Here is a 16,558-nt window from a genome sequence, read left to right on the forward strand (position 1 = left end):
TTTTATTTATAGTAATAATATAAAACAAGGCTGGGAAAAATTCCCAGCCTCTCCACAAATTTTTGTGCACCCTTTTAAACGATTACTTTAAAGAAACGCCATTTTAAAGTCCGTGATGCACCGGGTTTTTTCCCGTTTAAATTATTGATTTATTTTTGGAAAAATGCTTTTAACTCAGCAACCTTATCAGTCTTTTCCCATGGAAGATCCACGTCGGTCCGCCCAAAATGACCGTAAGCAGCCGTTTGCTTATAAATTGGCCGTTTTAAGTCAAGCATTTCAATAATGCCGGCTGGACGAAGGTCGAAGATTTGCCGTACTGCCTTAGTAAGGGCTTCTTCAGAAACTTTACCAGTTCCAAACGTGTCCACCATTACTGAAACAGGTTCAGCAACCCCGATGGCGTAAGCAATTTGAACTTCCGCCTTCTTAGCTAAGCCAGCTGCCACAATATTTTTAGCAATGTAACGAGCAGCGTAACTTGCAGAACGGTCTACCTTGGTTGCGTCCTTTCCAGAGAAAGCGCCCCCGCCATGGTGAGCTGCCCCACCATAGGTATCAACGATGATTTTACGACCGGTTAATCCGGCGTCTCCTTGGGGACCACCAATTACGAAGCGACCGGTAGGGTTAATGTAGAAGTTAGTCTTTTCATCGAGCAGTTCAGCTGGAATAACTTCCTTAATAACTTTTTCAATAACGTCTTTGCGAATTTGCTCTAAAGTTACGTCAGGATCGTGTTGGGTACTTAACACGACCGTGTCAACCCGCACTGGTTGATCATTGTCGTCGTATTCAACGGTAACTTCGGCCTTGGCATCGGGACGAAGATAACTAATGACCTGTTCTTTACGTAACTTAGCAATCCGTTGCATCAAATGATGGCTAAGCATGATTGGCAACGGCATTAATTCCTTAGTTTCGTCAGTAGCGTAACCAAACATGAGTCCTTGGTCACCGGCACCAATCCGGTTAAGCCGGTCTTCGTGTCCTTCGCGTGTTTCAAGCGAATCGTCCACCCCTTGGGCAATATCTGGCGATTGTTCATCAATGGCAACGATTACCGCACAGTTTTCGCCGTCAAAGCCATATTCGCCACCAACGTAGCCAATGTCCTTAATCGTTTTCCGAACGACCTTTTGGATATCAATGTAAGCAGTCGTGGAGATTTCACCAACCACCACTACCAAACCCGTGGTTACGGTCGTTTCACAAGCAACCCGAGCATCTGGATCATTTTTCAATAGTTCGTCTAAAATTGCATCACTAATTTGATCCGCAATTTTATCTGGATGTCCTTCAGAAACGGATTCTGAAGTAAATAAATGTCTTTCTGACATGTTAATTCCCCCTAAATTAATTTCGGTTACAAGGATCTTTTGGATATCGAATCCTATCGGGAACACTAGTAACTTATTAAGTTTAGCATAATCGTTCTTTCTTTTAAAGTTAGGTTGACGCTTCATCTAGTTTTGGATACGATTGAACACAGAGAAGATAAGGAGTTTTTCATGAATAAGATAAAAATACCTAAAATTAATTATCACGTTGACCGGAAAAGCTATTTACCAGCGATTTTGGCGGTTATCCTAACCAGCACCATTTGGTATTTTAGCGGTCATTTTAGTTCGGAGCCTTTCAAACATAATTTAACGGTCCAAATCATCTTTTTCTTAGCAAGCTTTATGGCTAATTTCATTACTTTTGACCAATTAACGAATAAAACCAATTTGCGACTAATTGCTCCACTAGCCGTAATTCCAGTTGCGTTCTTTATCATTTTATTAGTCAGTAAGGAGCGTTACGTTTCTCTTCTAGGGTTGCTAACTTTGGTACCGTTTGTCTCCGTTTTTTTACCTTTTCAAGGCAAAAACGGCGTAGGACTAATTAGTTTTGCGTTTAGCATTAGCGTTTTAAGTCCGATTGCCTTTTTCTATATTCGTAACGCATTTGTTAGCAGCATGTTTTTGAAAACTTGCTTATTATTGTGCTTAGTTTTTTTGATGATTCTATTCTCTGTTTTCGTGGCACATCCCGAACAGTTTATCTATCTTGAAATTGGGCTGCTGGTGGTCATCACCATTTTCGGCTTTGTACTATTTAAACAATGGAGCGCGGTACTTTATCCAATGATTGGCATATTGGGTTGGTATCTTCCCCGGGTTAAGCTTCCCCGCAATTTTATTTTGCTAGTTTTAATCATTTTAATCTGTGTCACCTTTTTATTTACGGCCGGTCATTAATTAATTAGCCATTAGTAATCAGTATTCTGGTTGCTAATGGTTTTTTATTGTTTAAGATAACTTGTTTATGTGAAAGGCTCACCTTCCTATATAAAGTATTGCAACGTGCAATTGATAGATATAGTAAAGCAACTGGGATTAATCGCCGTGTTTTCGATTATTAATCCTAGTTCTTTCATATCTCACTTGGAACTTTTCTACAATACAAAAAAGCCATCCGTTTAATAAACGAATGGCTTTTGCTTAAGTCTCTTTCAAAGACGGTCCTAACGAGACTCGAACTCGTGATCTCCTGCGTGACAGGCAGGCGTCCTAACCAACTAGACCATAGGACCAATTAATTGCGGGAGCAGGATTTGAACCTACGACCTTCGGGTTATGAGCCCGACGAGCTACCAGACTGCTCCATCCCGCGATAATATTAATATAAATATGACAAAAAATGACCCGTACGGGATTCGAACCCATGTTACTGCCGTGAAAGGGCAGTGTCTTAACCACTTGACCAACGGGTCATACTTATAATAAGAACTAACGGAGAAGGAGGGATTCGAACCCTCGCGCCGCTTGCGCGACCTACACCCTTAGCAGGGGCGCCTCTTCAGCCACTTGAGTACTTCTCCAAATGGGCCTAAATGGACTCGAACCATCGACCTCACGCTTATCAGGCGTGCGCTCTAACCAGCTGAGCTATAGGCCCATACTTAAAGCGGGTGACGAGAATCGAACTCGCGACAACAGCTTGGAAGGCTGTGGTTTTACCACTAAACTACACCCGCAAAATAAATATTAAATTTTCAATGGCGCGGGACAGAATCGAACTGCCGACACATGGAGCTTCAATCCATTGCTCTACCGACTGAGCTACCGAGCCATTACGGTCCTAACGAGACTCGAACTCGTGATCTCCTGCGTGACAGGCAGGCGTCCTAACCAACTAGACCATAGGACCATAATTGCGGGAGCAGGATTTGAACCTACGACCTTCGGGTTATGAGCCCGACGAGCTACCAGACTGCTCCATCCCGCGATAATTAAAAAGGAGGATGAGAGATTCGAACTCTCGCGTGGTTTGACCCACCTGACGGTTTTCAAGACCGTTCCCTTCAGCCAGACTTGGGTAATCCTCCATAATACAAATATACGTTTCACTGCCCTTACTAACAAAAATGCTAGATGGACCTTGTAGGACTCGAACCTACGACCGAACGGTTATGAGCCGTTTGCTCTAACCAACTGAGCTAAAGGTCCAAGTTCGTATATTAACCCTATCGCGGCGGAGGGGATCGAACCCCCGACCTCCCGGGTATGAACCGGACGCTCTAGCCAGCTGAGCTACACCGCGATCTATTTAATTAATAAATGTTTATCAACATTTAATCGGGAAGACAGGATTCGAACCTGCGACCCCCTGGTCCCAAACCAGGTGCTCTACCAAGCTGAGCTACTTCCCGTTTAAAACAATGCACCCAGTAGGAGTCGAACCTACAACCTTCTGATTCGTAGTCAGACACTCTATCCAGTTGCGCTATGGGTGCAATACAAATGCCGAGGACCGGGATCGAACCGGTACGGTCATCACTGACCGCAGGATTTTAAGTCCTGTGCGTCTGCCAATTCCGCCACCCCGGCATTTTATAAAAGTAGTAAATACTTACTACGAAGCGGAAGACGGGATTCGAACCCGCGACCCCCACCATGGCAAGGTGATGTTCTACCACTGAACTACTTCCGCATGATCGATATGCCGACTAGAGGATTCGAACCTCCGACCCTCTGTTTACAAGACAGATGCTCTGCCAACTGAGCTAAGTCGGCATTACCTTTATATAATGCCATATATTCAATTATATGTCACAGCACTTTTAGTGCTATGAGCCGTGACAGGCTCGAACTGTCGACCCTCTGATTAAAAGTCAGATGCTCTACCAACTGAGCTAACGGCTCAAGATAATGGAGGATACAGGGCTCGAACCTGTGACCTCCTGCTTGTAAGGCAGATGCTCTCCCAACTGAGCTAATCCTCCATAATTAGCATGGCAACGTCCTACCCTCGCAGGGGGCGATCCCCCAACTACTCTTGGCGTTAAGAAGCTTGACTTCTGTGTTCGACATGGGAACAGGTATATCCTTCTCACTATCGTCACCACACTCTGTGCTAACTTACGTTATCACTTGAGAAAACTTTTGTCCTCTCAAAACTGAATAATATCTACATTTCTTTCGAGTTACTTGCCACGTTCTACTTGGTTAAGTCCTCGACCGATTAGTACTAGTCCGCTCCATGTATCGCTACACTTCCACTTCTAGCCTATCTACCTGATCATCTCTCAGGGGTCTTACTTGCCCGAAGGCAATGGGAAATCTCATCTTGAGGCGAGTTTCACACTTAGATGCTTTCAGCGTTTATCTCATCCACACATAGCTACCCAGCGATGCTCCTGGCGGAACAACTGGTACACCAGCGGTGTGTCCATCCCGGTCCTCTCGTACTAAGGACAGCTCCTCTCAAATTTCCTACGCCCGCGACGGATAGGGACCGAACTGTCTCACGACGTTCTGAACCCAGCTCGCGTACCGCTTTAATGGGCGAACAGCCCAACCCTTGGGACCGACTACAGCCCCAGGATGCGATGAGCCGACATCGAGGTGCCAAACCTCCCCGTCGATGTGAACTCTTGGGGAGATAAGCCTGTTATCCCCAGGGTAGCTTTTATCCGTTGAGCGATGGCCCTTCCATACGGAACCACCGGATCACTAAGCCCGACTTTCGTCCCTGCTCGACCTGTCTGTCTCGCAGTCAAGCTCCCTTCTGCCTTTACACTCTGCGAATGATTTCCAACCATTCTGAGGGAACCTTTGGGCGCCTCCGTTACCTTTTAGGAGGCGACCGCCCCAGTCAAACTGCCCACCAGACACTGTCTCCCGCCACGATTAGTGGCGCGGGTTAGAGGGTTCATACAACGAGGGTAGTATCCCACTTGCGCCTCCTCCGAAACTAGCGTTCCGGATTCTACGGCTCCTACCTATCCTGTACAAGCTGTACAAACACTCAATATCAAGTTACAGTAAAGCTCCATGGGGTCTTTCCGTCCTGTCGCGGGTAACCCGCATCTTCACGGGTATTATAATTTCACCGAGTCTCTCGTTGAGACAGTGCCCAGATCGTTACGCCTTTCGTGCGGGTCGGAACTTACCCGACAAGGAATTTCGCTACCTTAGGACCGTTATAGTTACGGCCGCCGTTTACTGGGGCTTCAGTTCAAAGCTTCGCTTACGCTAACTCATCCCCTTAACCTTCCAGCACCGGGCAGGCGTCAGCCCCTATACGTCATCTTACGATTTTGCAGAAACCTGTGTTTTTGATAAACAGTCGCCTGGGCCTTTTCACTGCGGCTGATCTTGCGATCAGCACCCCTTCTCCCGAAGTTACGGGTCATTTTGCCGAGTTCCTTAACGAGAGTTCTCTCGCTCACCTTAGGATACTCTCCTCGACTACCTGTGTCGGTTTGCGGTACGGGTAGTTAAACTCTAACTAGAAGCTTTTCTCGGCAGCGTGACGTCAGGAACTTCGTTACTTAAATTTCACTCCCCATCACCGCTTGTCCTTAAGAAATCAAGCATTTGACTCGACTTCAGACTTACGGCTTGGACACCCACTTCCAATCGGGTGCATTCCTTAGCCTCCTGCGTCCCTCCATTGTTCAAACAAGTTTAACTAGTACAGGAATCTCAACCTGTTATCCATCGCCTACGCCTCTCGGCCTCGGCTTAGGTCCCGACTAACCCTGGGAGGACGAGCCTTCCCCAGGAAACCTTAGTCATACGGTGGATAGGATTCTCACCTATCTTTCGCTACTCATACCGGCATTCTCACTTCTAAGCGCTCCAACAGTCCTCACGGTCTGCCTTCGTCGCCCTTAGAACGCTCTCCTATCACGCCACCTAATGGTGGCATCCACAGTCTCGGTAATATGTTTAAGCCCCGGTACATTTTCGGCGCAGGATCACTCGACTAGTGAGCTATTACGCACTCTTTAAATGGTGGCTGCTTCTGAGCCAACATCCTAGTTGTCTATGCAACTCCACATCCTTTTCCACTTAACATATATTTAGGGACCTTAACTGGTGGTCTGGGCTGTTCCCCTTTCGACGATGGATCTTATCACTCACCGTCTGACTCCCGGACATAAATCGATGGCATTCGGAGTTTATCTGAATTCGGTAACCCATGACGGGCCCCTAGTCCAAACAGTGGCTCTACCTCCACGATCCTAATTCCGAGGCTAGCCCTAAAGCTATTTCGGAGAGAACCAGCTATCTCCAAGTTCGTTTGGAATTTCACCGCTACCCACACCTCATCTCAGCACTTTTCAACGTACACGAGTTCGGTCCTCCAGTGCGTTTTACCGCACCTTCAACCTGGACATGGGTAGGTCACTTGGTTTCGGGTCTACATCCGCATACTAATTCGCCCTCTTCAGACTCGCTTTCGCTTCGGCTCCGTCTCTTCAACTTAACCTGGCATACGAACGTAACTCGCCGGTTCATTCTACAAAAGGCACGCCATCACCCATTAACGGGCTCTGACTTCTTGTAGGCACATGGTTTCAAGAACTATTTCACTCCCCTTCCGGGGTGCTTTTCACCTTTCCCTCACGGTACTGGTTCACTATCGGTCACTAGGTAGTATTTAGCCTTGGGAGATGGTCCTCCCGGATTCCGACGGAATTTCACGTGCTCCGCCGTACTCAGGATCCTGAACTGAGGGAGTTTGATTTAACTTACGGGGCTGTCACCCTCTCTGGCTGGCCTTCCCAGGCCCTTCAGCTATCAAGCTCTTTGGTAACTCAAATGTTCAGTCCTACAACCCCAAGAAGCAAGCTTCTTGGTTTGGGCTGTTCCCGTTTCGCTCGCCGCTACTCAGGGAATCGAATTTTCTTTCTGTTCCTGTGGGTACTGAGATGTTTCAGTTCCCCACGTTTACCTTCACACATCCTATGAATTCAGATGCGGATAATAGTCGATTAAAACTATTGGGTTGCCCCATTCGGAAATCCCCGGATCAAAGCTTACTTACAGCTCCCCGAGGCATATCGGTGTTAGTCCCGTCCTTCATCGGCTCCTAGTACCAAGGCATCCACCATGCGCCCTTCCTAACTTAACCTAACTTTACCTACGGTAAAGCGATTAATTGAGTATTGCGATTATTTTGAACTAATCTTGTTTAACTCTTTAAAATTACGCGGTTTTCTCTCGGTTTAATTATGATTAATTAAAATTAGAAAATTATAGATATTATTCAGTTTTCAAAGAACAAAAGTAGAACAACTAACGTTGTTCAATGGAGAATAGCGGGATCGAACCGCTGACCTCCTGCGTGCAAGGCAGGCGCTCTCCCAGCTGAGCTAATTCCCCATGTATGGGCCTAAATGGACTCGAACCATCGACCTCACGCTTATCAGGCGTGCGCTCTAACCAGCTGAGCTATAGGCCCGATACGCATGTGTTTTGAGAGTAGACCTCTCAAAACTAAACAAAACTTTGACTCGTGTGCGGTTCCGTATTATTCCTTAGAAAGGAGGTGATCCAGCCGCAGGTTCTCCTACGGCTACCTTGTTACGACTTCACCCTAATCATCTGTCCCACCTTAGACGGCTAGCTCCTAAAAGGTTACCCCACCGGCTTTGGGTGTTACAAACTCTCATGGTGTGACGGCGGTGTGTACAAGGCCCGGGAACGTATTCACCGCGGCATGCTGATCCGCGATTACTAGCGATTCCGACTTCGTGTAGGCGAGTTGCAGCCTACAGTCCGAACTGAGAATGGTTTTAAGAGATTAGCTAAACCTCGCGGTTTCGCGACTCGTTGTACCATCCATTGTAGCACGTGTGTAGCCCAGGTCATAAGGGGCATGATGATTTGACGTCGTCCCCACCTTCCTCCGGTTTGTCACCGGCAGTCTCACTAGAGTGCCCAACTGAATGCTGGCAACTAGTAATAAGGGTTGCGCTCGTTGCGGGACTTAACCCAACATCTCACGACACGAGCTGACGACAACCATGCACCACCTGTCATTCTGTCCCCGAAGGGAACGCCTAATCTCTTAGGTTGGCAGAAGATGTCAAGACCTGGTAAGGTTCTTCGCGTAGCTTCGAATTAAACCACATGCTCCACCGCTTGTGCGGGCCCCCGTCAATTCTTTTGAGTTTCAACCTTGCGGTCGTACTCCCCAGGCGGATTACTTAATGCGTTAGCTGCAGCACTGAAGGGCGGAAACCCTCCAACACTTAGTAATCATCGTTTACGGCATGGACTACCAGGGTATCTAATCCTGTTCGCTACCCATGCTTTCGAGCCTCAGCGTCAGTTACAGACCAGACAGCCGCCTTCGCCACTGGTGTTCTTCCATATATCTACGCATTTCACCGCTACACATGGAGTTCCACTGTCCTCTTCTGCACTCAAGTCTCCCAGTTTCCAATGCACTTCTTCGGTTGAGCCGAAGGCTTTCACATTAGACTTAAAAGACCGCCTGCGCTCGCTTTACGCCCAATAAATCCGGATAACGCTTGCCACCTACGTATTACCGCGGCTGCTGGCACGTAGTTAGCCGTGGCTTTCTGGTTAAATACCGTCACTGGGTGAACAGTTACTCTCACCCACGTTCTTCTTTAACAACAGAGCTTTACGAGCCGAAACCCTTCTTCACTCACGCGGCGTTGCTCCATCAGACTTGCGTCCATTGTGGAAGATTCCCTACTGCTGCCTCCCGTAGGAGTCTGGGCCGTGTCTCAGTCCCAATGTGGCCGATTACCCTCTCAGGTCGGCTACGCATCATCGCCTTGGTGAGCCGTTACCTCACCAACTAGCTAATGCGCCGCGGGTCCATCCAGAAGTGATAGCAGAGCCATCTTTTAAAAGAAAACCAGGCGGTTTTCTCTGTTATACGGTATTAGCATCTGTTTCCAGGTGTTATCCCCTGCTTCTGGGCAGGTTACCCACGTGTTACTCACCCGTCCGCCACTCACTTCGTGTTAAAATCTCATTCAGTGCAAGCACGTCATAATCAATTAACGGAAGTTCGTTCGACTTGCATGTATTAGGCACGCCGCCAGCGTTCATCCTGAGCCAAGATCAAACTCTCATATTAAAATGATGAGTCTTTTTCAAGCTCATTAATTGTTTGTTTTTGCGAATTGACTTCGCATGTTTGTTCTCACTAAATCAATTTGATTTGCGAGTCCTCACACGATCGTTTGTCAAAATTTTGTTCAGTTTTCAAAGGTCTACCAGCGTTGTCGTACCAACGTTTATAACGTTTTTGACAACTATTTAAATATATCATCATGAGAATCAATTGTCAACAACTTTTTTTAAATTGTTTTAATTTGAAATCTCACTAACTGGCGAAAAACACCAGCTCATATATCTTAACATCAAGCATCAAAATCTGTCAACAACTTTTTTTGAATTAAGATTTTTTTAAATCGCTCAATGCCTTGGTGCACCCTTATCGAAGAGCACTTAAATATAGTATCAAGATTACTAAATCAGGTCAAGGCTTTTTTTAAAAAAAATAAAAAAACGAGCTTATTCGCTCGTTTTTTTAGGTGCTATCCGATTAATCCGATTTGGTTTTATTACCGTTGCAAACATTCCCGCAAACATTCCAAAATAGTAAGTGAGTAAACGCCAAATTATCATGGCTAAAACCAGCTTGCTACTATTATCTACAAATTGGGCAAAGATAACACTAAATCCATACTCCGCCCCTCCTGCACCTCCAGGAATGGGAAATAGTGAAATTACCATGAAGATCAGCACGTGCAAGCACGTCACCATAATCAGATGCACGTGAGTCTTTCCTAACGCTAATAGGATGAAATATGGAATTAGATAATAAAACAGTAGTTGCAAAAAGGTTAATAACGCTACCTTGGCTAATAACCGCCATTGCGACTTCATCCGTACGCTTTCTAAGTAGAAAGTATCTACCTTTGCATCAATCGACGTCTTCCACCTTAAATAACGCTCTGGTTTAGTGAATCGTTTAATCGGAATAAAGATAAGGTCAAACATTTTCTTGGTAAAGTTATGCCAGTACATAATCATCAATAACCCGATAATTACTGCTAAATGAATCAAAAAACCAAATAGCACAAACCAAGAAAGAAATTTAATCTTATCTTCCAAATACTGGAAGCCAATCAACAGGCTAAAAATAAAGTTCAATACAACCATTGATTGAAAAACCACGAACTTCATTAATAGTACTGAACTAGCTCGGCCGCCTTCAATACCACTCTGCATTAAAGCCACTAACTGAGCTGGCTGTCCCCCGGAAGAAAACGGCGTCAGTCCATTAAAGAGCTGCTCAATCAATGGAATTCGAATTGCATCTTTCCAAGACAGTCGGTCACCATTACTTTCTACCAATACTTTAGTTGCAACGGCTTCGAAGCCTAGATACAAGATAATACATAATAGGGCCACCAAAAGCCAGCCCACGTTTAGATTCAAAATATCATGCGAGACTTGGTGCAAATTAACCCCACGCAACGAATAGCCAAAAATTACCAATCCGGCCAAAATCATCACGACAAGGACAATCTTGTTTTTCCTTGTAATAATGATTCCCCCCTATTTAAGCAAAGATGAATAATATTTTAGCCAAATCTCTGCTAAATGATCTTCTGAATATTCTGCCGAAGCTTGGTCTGCACGCTGCTGATAATCCCTCAGTTGTGCCGGATTTTTGACTAACGCACTCAATTTTTGATCCATTTCAGCGTAATTGTCCGCCGCAATGTAATATCCCTTAATAATTGAATGATACAAGTCTAAATCACGTAACATCACCGGGGTTCCGCAACTGAAGGCCTCGAGAACCGACATCGGAAACAGTTCATTATAAGAAGGCAATAAAAATAAGTCCGCGGCATTATAGTATTCCACTAACTTATTCCGATCCACAATTCCAGTAAATTTTAAGTTTGCTGGAGGATTATCAACCACCTTTTTTAAATCAGCATACCCATCCGTTAACCTACCAAACGAAAATCCGCCTGCCCAGACAAAGTACATCTCTGGGTGTTGTTGAGCAAGCTTGATAAAATCCTTTACGCCTTTTCGTTCTTGCACTTGACCAATTCCTAGGATGGTAAAACGGTTTTGCACACCTAGTCGTTCCCTAACTTGGCGGCGCTGTTCGGCATCATACTGGTAAAACTCGTCCTTCCGAACAAAATTAGGTATGTAAGTAATAATTTCCCGTTTAATTCCGTACTTAACTAACTGATCAATAAAAGTTGGGTTCACTACTACAATCTGATCCATTCGTTTATAGAACGCGATAATGTATTTATAGAATAACCAACGAAAGGGTTGTGGAATCTTAAGACTCCCCTCGATAGTTTCTGGGAGAAAATGGACGTATCCCACCTTTACGCCCCGCTTTTTAGTAAAAGTGGACGCGAAAAATTGGGGATCAATCGTATGGTAATGACTGATATCCGCTTGCGTATAACGATTAATTGATAAATCAATTTCTTTAGGAAAATGCGTCTTCAGCAAACGAATCAATTCTTCATACGCACTACCAACTCCCTGTCCCTTAACCTTACTGGCGGACGAAAACATGTTCACCTTAATTGGCATAACCTAACTAACCCCTAACGTTAAACAAAATTATTCCAGTTCAGACTCTTTCTTTGAGCCATGTTCTAAATCGGCATGAGCGCTGATTGCACTATTATAGTAATCTACAATCCGCTTCCCAAAATAATCCGCGGAAATTTCATAGAGCTTCTTTTCCCGAGGACGTGGATCATTAAATTCATCCGGATGTTCAATATACCGCTTAATTGCTTGCACGAGCTGCGCTTCGGTATCAAAAACCTTCCCTAACGAAGGATCATCTAGCAACTCATCCGTATACGGCCCCGATTTGGCCACCACTTTTAAATGCGAAGCCATCGCTTCAATATATGTTAACCCCTGCGATTCCGAATCAGAAGCCGAAACAAATAGGTCGGCCGCTTGATAATAACGGTAAACTTGATCATTATTAATTTCGCCCGTAAATTTAACGTGCTTTTCCAAGCCTAAATCATGGACCTGGTTTTCCAGGCTAGTCCGCGCAGGACCATCCCCCACTATCAACAACTGGGCATCCGGAACTTCCTTTAAGATTGCGGGGAAGCAATCAATCACTTCTTGGATATTCTTTTCGTACGCCAAGCGACTTAAGGATAGCAAAACTGGTGTCTTTGCATCATACCCTAATGCTTCACGACATTGTTGGGGATTGCTATCTTTTTGGTACTGCTCCAAATTAACCCCCGTTGGAATGATGCGCGTGGGAACTTGAATCCCGTAACGTTGAATTGTTCGCTGCACCCGTTCGCTTGGAGCAACAATTCCGTCAATGTGATAACAAAACGCCCGCGTCATCTGCTTAACGTGGTACGGCTTGAGTAATTTCCCGTTGGCCACATAGTGTAAATAATCCTCATACATCGTGTGGTACGTATGGATTACCGGGATTTTCAAAGCTTTAGCAACAAACTTTCCCATCCAACCTAAGGAAAACTCCGTCTGGGTGTGGACAATATCAAGGTTAAGTTCCTTAGCAATCTGAGTAGCACGAATAAACCCACTGATTGCAATTCGACGGTCGGTAAATGACACAAACGGAATGCTAGTAAAACGAAATACGTTCCGTTCATAGACGTTTGTATCAACTTTCGGATCCGTCGTCGTGAAAATATAAACTTGATGTCCCTGTTTTTCTAACTGATCACGCAGCGTTTTAATTGACGTTGCTACCCCACTAACTTGTGGAAAATAGGTGTCAGTAAACAGTCCAATATTCACAGCGAATCTCCCTCTTTGTCCTAATTAAACTACTTTCTCTAATTATATTGGTTTAAAATGCGATATGCAAACAGCTGCCTCTACCTTATAAAAAACGTAAAACTAGTTGGTTGAATTGGGCGGGCTCTTCTGCCATCGGAATGTGGCCAACGTTTGGCATTACCTCCACTTGAATACGGGAATTGAGCTGTTTAAGTGCATCCCCCATCTGGGGATTAAAGAACGGACTCTTTTCCCCTAAGATAAACAATACTGGTTTTGTGGCTGCTCGCAAAACCGGACGCCAATCCTTTCTCGCGTGTCCTTTCACTAAAGAACGGTTTTTAGGCTGTGAAAAAGGATATTTAGAATCAATGGCCTTAGAATTCTTATAAACGTACCCCTCAATTCGGCGGTAAGCTGGCCGTAAAATAGGCTCGCTCATCAGTTGTTCAAAGTTAGCTTCGCTTAAATTTTTAAAACCGTAATGCCATTGATCATCGTTCATCATTCTAGGCGATTGATCAACGAAGATAGCCTTGCTAACAAAATCCCAGCCCCGGATCGATAAAATATTCCATAAAACAGCGGCCCCCATCGAATTGCCAATTCCAATTGGTTCTTTAATCTCTAAGGCATCCACTAATTGAAGTACTTCGTCAGCCAAATCGCCAATCTTCAAATCATAGTCAACCCGGTCCGAACGACCATGGTTAAGGTAGTCCAACCGAATCACCCGGTAACCATGTTGTAAGAAGAAATTAACTTGTCCCGACCAAATTTCCGTGTTTCCACCAAAGCCCGTTAAAAACAGGATGGGGATCCCTTCTCCTTGGTCTTCGTAATAGATGGTTTCTCCAGTTTTTAGTATAAATTCCATACGTCGCTCCTTATATAAAACAAAAAGGAACCGCGACCCAATGGTCAACGGTTCCCAGTTAACTTATTCAGCTTACTTGTTATTAACAGTTTCTTCAACTAACTTAATTACATCTTCGTTAGTTTCCGCTTCTGTGATAGCCTTTTCAGCTAACTTCTTCATATCGTCCGTGCTTAGCTTCTTCATCAATGAACGAGTCTTCAAAATTGAAGTAGCACTCATTGAGAATTCATCCAAACCAAGACCCATTAGAATTGGTACAGCGATTTGATCGCCAGCCATTTCACCACACATCCCGGTCCACTTGCCTTCCGCATGGGAAGCATCGATCGTTTGCTTAATCAAACGAAGCAGTGATGGGTTGTATGGTTGATAAAGATATGAAACCTTTTCGTTACCACGGTCTGCAGCAAATGAGTATTGAATCAAATCATTTGTACCGATACTGAAGAAATCAACATACTTAGCGAGCTTATCAGCGATCATTGCAGCTGCTGGGATTTCCATCATCATTCCGACTTGGATTTCACCAACCTTAGTACCTGCATCGATCATTTTTTGACGCTCGTCGTCGTAAATTGCCCGAGCCTTCTTGAATTCAGCTACCGTAGCAATCATTGGGAACATAATTGCTAGCTTACCGTATGCTGAAGCACGAAGAAGAGCCCGTAATTGGGTCCGGAACAAATCCGTGCGGTCTAAACTAATCCGGATTGCCCGGTAGCCTAAGAACGGATTCATTTCTTCAGGTAATGGTAAGTAAGGAAGGTCCTTATCTCCACCAATATCCATAGTCCGAACTACAACTTGCTTACCATTCATTCCTTCAACAACTTTTTTGTAAGCTTCAAATTGTTGATCTTCAGAAGGTAATTCAGAAGCATTCATGTACAAGAATTCAGAACGGAATAAACCAACTGCTTCACCGCCGTTATCCAGAACACCTTGTAAGTCATCTGGAGTACCAACGTTAGCAGCTAAGTCAAAGTGAACGCCGTCTTTAGAAACGGTCCGTTCATTCTTTAACTTTTCCCATTCAGCTTTTTGAGCTTTGAAATCTGCACTCTTTTGTTCGTATTCTTTGATTTCATCATCGGAAGGATTGATTAGCGCATCCCCAGTTAAACCATCGACAATCATCATATCGCCTTGCTTAACGCTAGTAGTAGCCTTTTCAGAACCCACTACCGCAGGAATTTCCAAGGTCCGCGACATAATGGCCGAATGTGAAGTCCGTCCACCAATATCAGTGATGAAACCTTTAACGTAACGACGATCCAATTGGGCCGTGTCACTAGGTGTTAAATCGTGAGCAACAATGATGACTTCGGAGTCGATCAAAGCTGGATTTGGCAATTCAACACCAAGTAAGTGACTCATCAACCGTTTAGTAACGTCACGAATATCTGCAGCCCGTTCTTGCATGTAAGCATTGTCGGTCATTGCTTCAAACATCGCGATGAAATTGTCAGTCACTTCTTTTGTAGCTTCTTCAGCGTTGATGGTATCATTTTTGATCTTATCTTCAATGTTACCAATCAACTCTGGATCTGAAAGAATCGTTAGATGAGCTTCAAAAACTTCTGCTTCTTCAGCTCCAAGATTTTCAGCAGCTTTAGCTTTAATAAGGGTTAGTTCCTTTTTAGACTGTTCTAAAGCATCATGGAGACGATTAATTTCAGCATCGACATCCGTAATAGTCTTCTTTTCGAAAGAAAGATCGGGATCCACCATTAAGTAAGCTTTAGCGATGGCAATTCCATCACTAGCTGCTATACCCTTTAATGTCCCAGTCATTATTCGGAAAGGCCTTCTTTCTTCATTGTGTCTTCAAGTGCAGCGATTGCGTCAGCTTCGTCGTCACCGTCAGCAGAGATTGTAACGTCTGCGCCTTGGCCAACACCAAGTGACATTACACCCATGATTGACTTCAAGTTAACAGACTTGTCCTTGTATGTTAATTGAATGTCCGAGTTGAACTTGCTTGCTGCTTGTACCAACAATGTTGCTGGACGAGCATGAATACCTGTTTCTGCAATTACATGAAAGTCGCGTTTTTCCATAATATATTTCTCTCCTTAGTAACACTAAATTTTGCTATAAATGAAGTTGCTTGTCGCGTCATCCATTTACAAGCCTTTGACAAGATAATATCAATTTACGAGCCTTAAAGCAAGCCCTTACATAAAACAAAAATCAACTACCTTATTGTTTTTTGTTATTCTCGTAGCGGTAAGTAATTGTTCCGCCACGCTGGGCTTCACCGATCAGCTGCTTGCGTTCCGGAAAATCCATAAAAACCGGTTGGAAGTCTTGAAACTCTTCAGCAGTGATCGTTAACTCATCGAGTACCCCATCTTTTAAATCATTTAAAAGCTTCAAATAATCACGCATTTTAACACCTCATTTAGCTTATTTATTCTATACCTTTATACTAATTTTTACAATACTGGCGCCTCCACAATAACTTTTTCCAATTTTGAATCAAACTCCTTGCACAATTTAAAAGAGCGTGTATAATTTAGTTATGGTCAATATTGGTCAAACTTTTTTGACGTAATGGCTGATTAGTTTCTTT

At 44.3% G+C, this 16,558-nt stretch carries 9 protein-coding genes, 21 tRNA genes, 3 rRNA genes and 1 riboswitch; of the genes, 1 reads left to right on the forward strand and 32 read right to left on the reverse strand.

What is annotated here, in order from left to right; genetic code table 11:
• Window positions 1-149 precede the first annotated feature (149 nt).
• Complete coding sequence (metK, locus tag I6H64_RS05825; protein ID WP_002830669.1) at window positions 150-1,340, reverse strand: methionine adenosyltransferase; 1,191 nt, start codon at window positions 1,338-1,340, stop codon at window positions 150-152.
• Window positions 1,338-1,417, reverse strand: a riboswitch (SMK box riboswitch). (Overlaps the previous gene by 3 nt.)
• 94 nt (window positions 1,418-1,511) lie before the next feature.
• On the opposite strand from metK, the gene I6H64_RS05830 reads away from it, so the two are divergent.
• Window positions 1,512-2,243 (forward strand): hypothetical protein, encoded by a 732-nt coding sequence (locus tag I6H64_RS05830; RefSeq protein WP_005919149.1) that lies wholly within the window; start codon window positions 1,512-1,514, stop codon window positions 2,241-2,243.
• Between the two features lie 261 nt (window positions 2,244-2,504).
• Here I6H64_RS05830 and I6H64_RS05835 read toward each other — a convergent pair.
• From I6H64_RS05835 to I6H64_RS05985, 31 genes are all read right to left on the reverse strand, one after another.
• A tRNA-Asp gene (locus I6H64_RS05835) sits at window positions 2,505-2,578 on the reverse strand.
• Between the two features lie 6 nt (window positions 2,579-2,584).
• Window positions 2,585-2,658: transfer RNA gene (locus I6H64_RS05840), tRNA-Met, on the reverse strand.
• A 28-nt stretch (window positions 2,659-2,686) separates the two neighbouring features.
• A tRNA-Glu gene (locus I6H64_RS05845) sits at window positions 2,687-2,758 on the reverse strand.
• 20 nt (window positions 2,759-2,778) lie between these two features.
• Window positions 2,779-2,866, reverse strand: a tRNA-Ser gene (locus I6H64_RS05850).
• A gap of 3 nt (window positions 2,867-2,869) precedes the next feature.
• Window positions 2,870-2,943, reverse strand: a tRNA-Ile gene (locus I6H64_RS05855).
• 8 nt (window positions 2,944-2,951) lie between these two features.
• Window positions 2,952-3,022, reverse strand: a tRNA-Gly gene (locus I6H64_RS05860).
• A gap of 22 nt (window positions 3,023-3,044) precedes the next feature.
• Window positions 3,045-3,117, reverse strand: a tRNA-Phe gene (locus tag I6H64_RS05865).
• A 4-nt stretch (window positions 3,118-3,121) separates the two neighbouring features.
• A tRNA-Asp gene (locus I6H64_RS05870) sits at window positions 3,122-3,195 on the reverse strand.
• Window positions 3,196-3,199: 4 nt separating this feature from the next.
• Window positions 3,200-3,273 (reverse strand) — tRNA-Met (locus I6H64_RS05875).
• Between the two features lie 10 nt (window positions 3,274-3,283).
• Window positions 3,284-3,373 (reverse strand) — tRNA-Ser (locus I6H64_RS05880).
• A 47-nt stretch (window positions 3,374-3,420) separates the two neighbouring features.
• Window positions 3,421-3,494 (reverse strand) — tRNA-Ile (locus I6H64_RS05885).
• Window positions 3,495-3,514: 20 nt separating this feature from the next.
• Window positions 3,515-3,588: transfer RNA gene (locus I6H64_RS05890), tRNA-Met, on the reverse strand.
• A 35-nt stretch (window positions 3,589-3,623) separates the two neighbouring features.
• Window positions 3,624-3,697, reverse strand: a tRNA-Pro gene (locus I6H64_RS05895).
• 10 nt (window positions 3,698-3,707) lie between these two features.
• A tRNA-Arg gene (locus tag I6H64_RS05900) sits at window positions 3,708-3,781 on the reverse strand.
• Window positions 3,782-3,789: 8 nt separating this feature from the next.
• Window positions 3,790-3,875: transfer RNA gene (locus I6H64_RS05905), tRNA-Leu, on the reverse strand.
• A 31-nt stretch (window positions 3,876-3,906) separates the two neighbouring features.
• A tRNA-Gly gene (locus tag I6H64_RS05910) sits at window positions 3,907-3,978 on the reverse strand.
• 10 nt (window positions 3,979-3,988) lie between these two features.
• Window positions 3,989-4,061: transfer RNA gene (locus tag I6H64_RS05915), tRNA-Thr, on the reverse strand.
• 56 nt (window positions 4,062-4,117) lie between these two features.
• Window positions 4,118-4,190, reverse strand: a tRNA-Lys gene (locus tag I6H64_RS05920).
• A gap of 7 nt (window positions 4,191-4,197) precedes the next feature.
• Window positions 4,198-4,270 (reverse strand) — tRNA-Val (locus tag I6H64_RS05925).
• Between the two features lie 7 nt (window positions 4,271-4,277).
• A 5S ribosomal RNA gene (gene rrf, locus I6H64_RS05930) occupies window positions 4,278-4,394 on the reverse strand.
• A gap of 95 nt (window positions 4,395-4,489) precedes the next feature.
• Window positions 4,490-7,410, reverse strand: a 23S ribosomal RNA gene (locus tag I6H64_RS05935).
• 178 nt (window positions 7,411-7,588) lie between these two features.
• Window positions 7,589-7,661: transfer RNA gene (locus I6H64_RS05940), tRNA-Ala, on the reverse strand.
• A gap of 5 nt (window positions 7,662-7,666) precedes the next feature.
• Window positions 7,667-7,740, reverse strand: a tRNA-Ile gene (locus tag I6H64_RS05945).
• An 80-nt stretch (window positions 7,741-7,820) separates the two neighbouring features.
• Window positions 7,821-9,396: ribosomal RNA gene (locus I6H64_RS05950) — 16S ribosomal RNA — on the reverse strand.
• Together the 16S, 23S and 5S rRNA genes with 21 tRNA genes alongside form the textbook arrangement of a ribosomal RNA operon.
• Before the next feature lie 440 nt (window positions 9,397-9,836).
• Entirely contained in the window at window positions 9,837-10,874 is a 1,038-nt protein-coding gene (locus I6H64_RS05955) for a lysylphosphatidylglycerol synthase transmembrane domain-containing protein (protein WP_463357544.1), read from the reverse strand.
• Between the two features lie 12 nt (window positions 10,875-10,886).
• Window positions 10,887-11,903: a glycosyltransferase family 4 protein gene (locus I6H64_RS05960; RefSeq protein WP_008842203.1), complete on the reverse strand. Its 1,017-nt coding sequence runs from the start codon at window positions 11,901-11,903 to the stop codon at window positions 10,887-10,889.
• 30 nt (window positions 11,904-11,933) lie between these two features.
• Window positions 11,934-13,121, reverse strand: a complete 1,188-nt coding sequence (locus I6H64_RS05965; protein ID WP_002829774.1) for a glycosyltransferase family 4 protein — start codon at window positions 13,119-13,121, stop codon at window positions 11,934-11,936.
• Between the two features lie 85 nt (window positions 13,122-13,206).
• Window positions 13,207-13,980: an alpha/beta fold hydrolase gene (locus I6H64_RS05970; protein WP_008842202.1), complete on the reverse strand. Its 774-nt coding sequence runs from the start codon at window positions 13,978-13,980 to the stop codon at window positions 13,207-13,209.
• Between the two features lie 72 nt (window positions 13,981-14,052).
• Window positions 14,053-15,777, reverse strand: coding sequence for a phosphoenolpyruvate--protein phosphotransferase (gene ptsP / locus I6H64_RS05975; RefSeq protein WP_008842201.1), 1,725 nt, complete (start codon window positions 15,775-15,777; stop codon window positions 14,053-14,055).
• Window positions 15,777-16,043 carry a phosphocarrier protein HPr gene (locus I6H64_RS05980; protein ID WP_002829779.1) on the reverse strand — a complete coding sequence of 89 codons (267 nt, stop codon included), beginning with the start codon at window positions 16,041-16,043 and terminating at the stop codon, window positions 15,777-15,779. The genes ptsP and I6H64_RS05980 overlap by 1 nt, the downstream gene beginning before the upstream one ends.
• Before the next feature lie 142 nt (window positions 16,044-16,185).
• On the reverse strand, window positions 16,186-16,374 hold the full coding sequence (locus tag I6H64_RS05985; protein ID WP_008842200.1) for a hypothetical protein: 189 nt from the start codon (window positions 16,372-16,374) through the stop codon (window positions 16,186-16,188).
• Between the last annotated feature and the right edge of the window lie 184 nt (window positions 16,375-16,558).

The sequence above is a fragment of the Pediococcus acidilactici genome, from assembly GCF_016127815.1.
GTDB classification, from domain to species: domain Bacteria; phylum Bacillota; class Bacilli; order Lactobacillales; family Lactobacillaceae; genus Pediococcus; species Pediococcus acidilactici.

Coding starts and splice junctions, on each gene's coding strand:
- metK (WP_002830669.1), bottom strand. CDS start 1,340: ATGTCAGAAAGACATTTATTTACTTCAGAATCCGTTTCTGAAGGACAT.
- I6H64_RS05830 (WP_005919149.1), top strand. CDS start 1,512: ATGAATAAGATAAAAATACCTAAAATTAATTATCACGTTGACCGGAAA.
- I6H64_RS05960 (WP_008842203.1), bottom strand. CDS start 11,903: ATGCCAATTAAGGTGAACATGTTTTCGTCCGCCAGTAAGGTTAAGGGA.
- I6H64_RS05970 (WP_008842202.1), bottom strand. CDS start 13,980: ATGGAATTTATACTAAAAACTGGAGAAACCATCTATTACGAAGACCAA.
- ptsP (WP_008842201.1), bottom strand. CDS start 15,777: ATGACTGGGACATTAAAGGGTATAGCAGCTAGTGATGGAATTGCCATC.
- I6H64_RS05980 (WP_002829779.1), bottom strand. CDS start 16,043: ATGGAAAAACGCGACTTTCATGTAATTGCAGAAACAGGTATTCATGCT.
- I6H64_RS05985 (WP_008842200.1), bottom strand. CDS start 16,374: ATGCGTGATTATTTGAAGCTTTTAAATGATTTAAAAGATGGGGTACTC.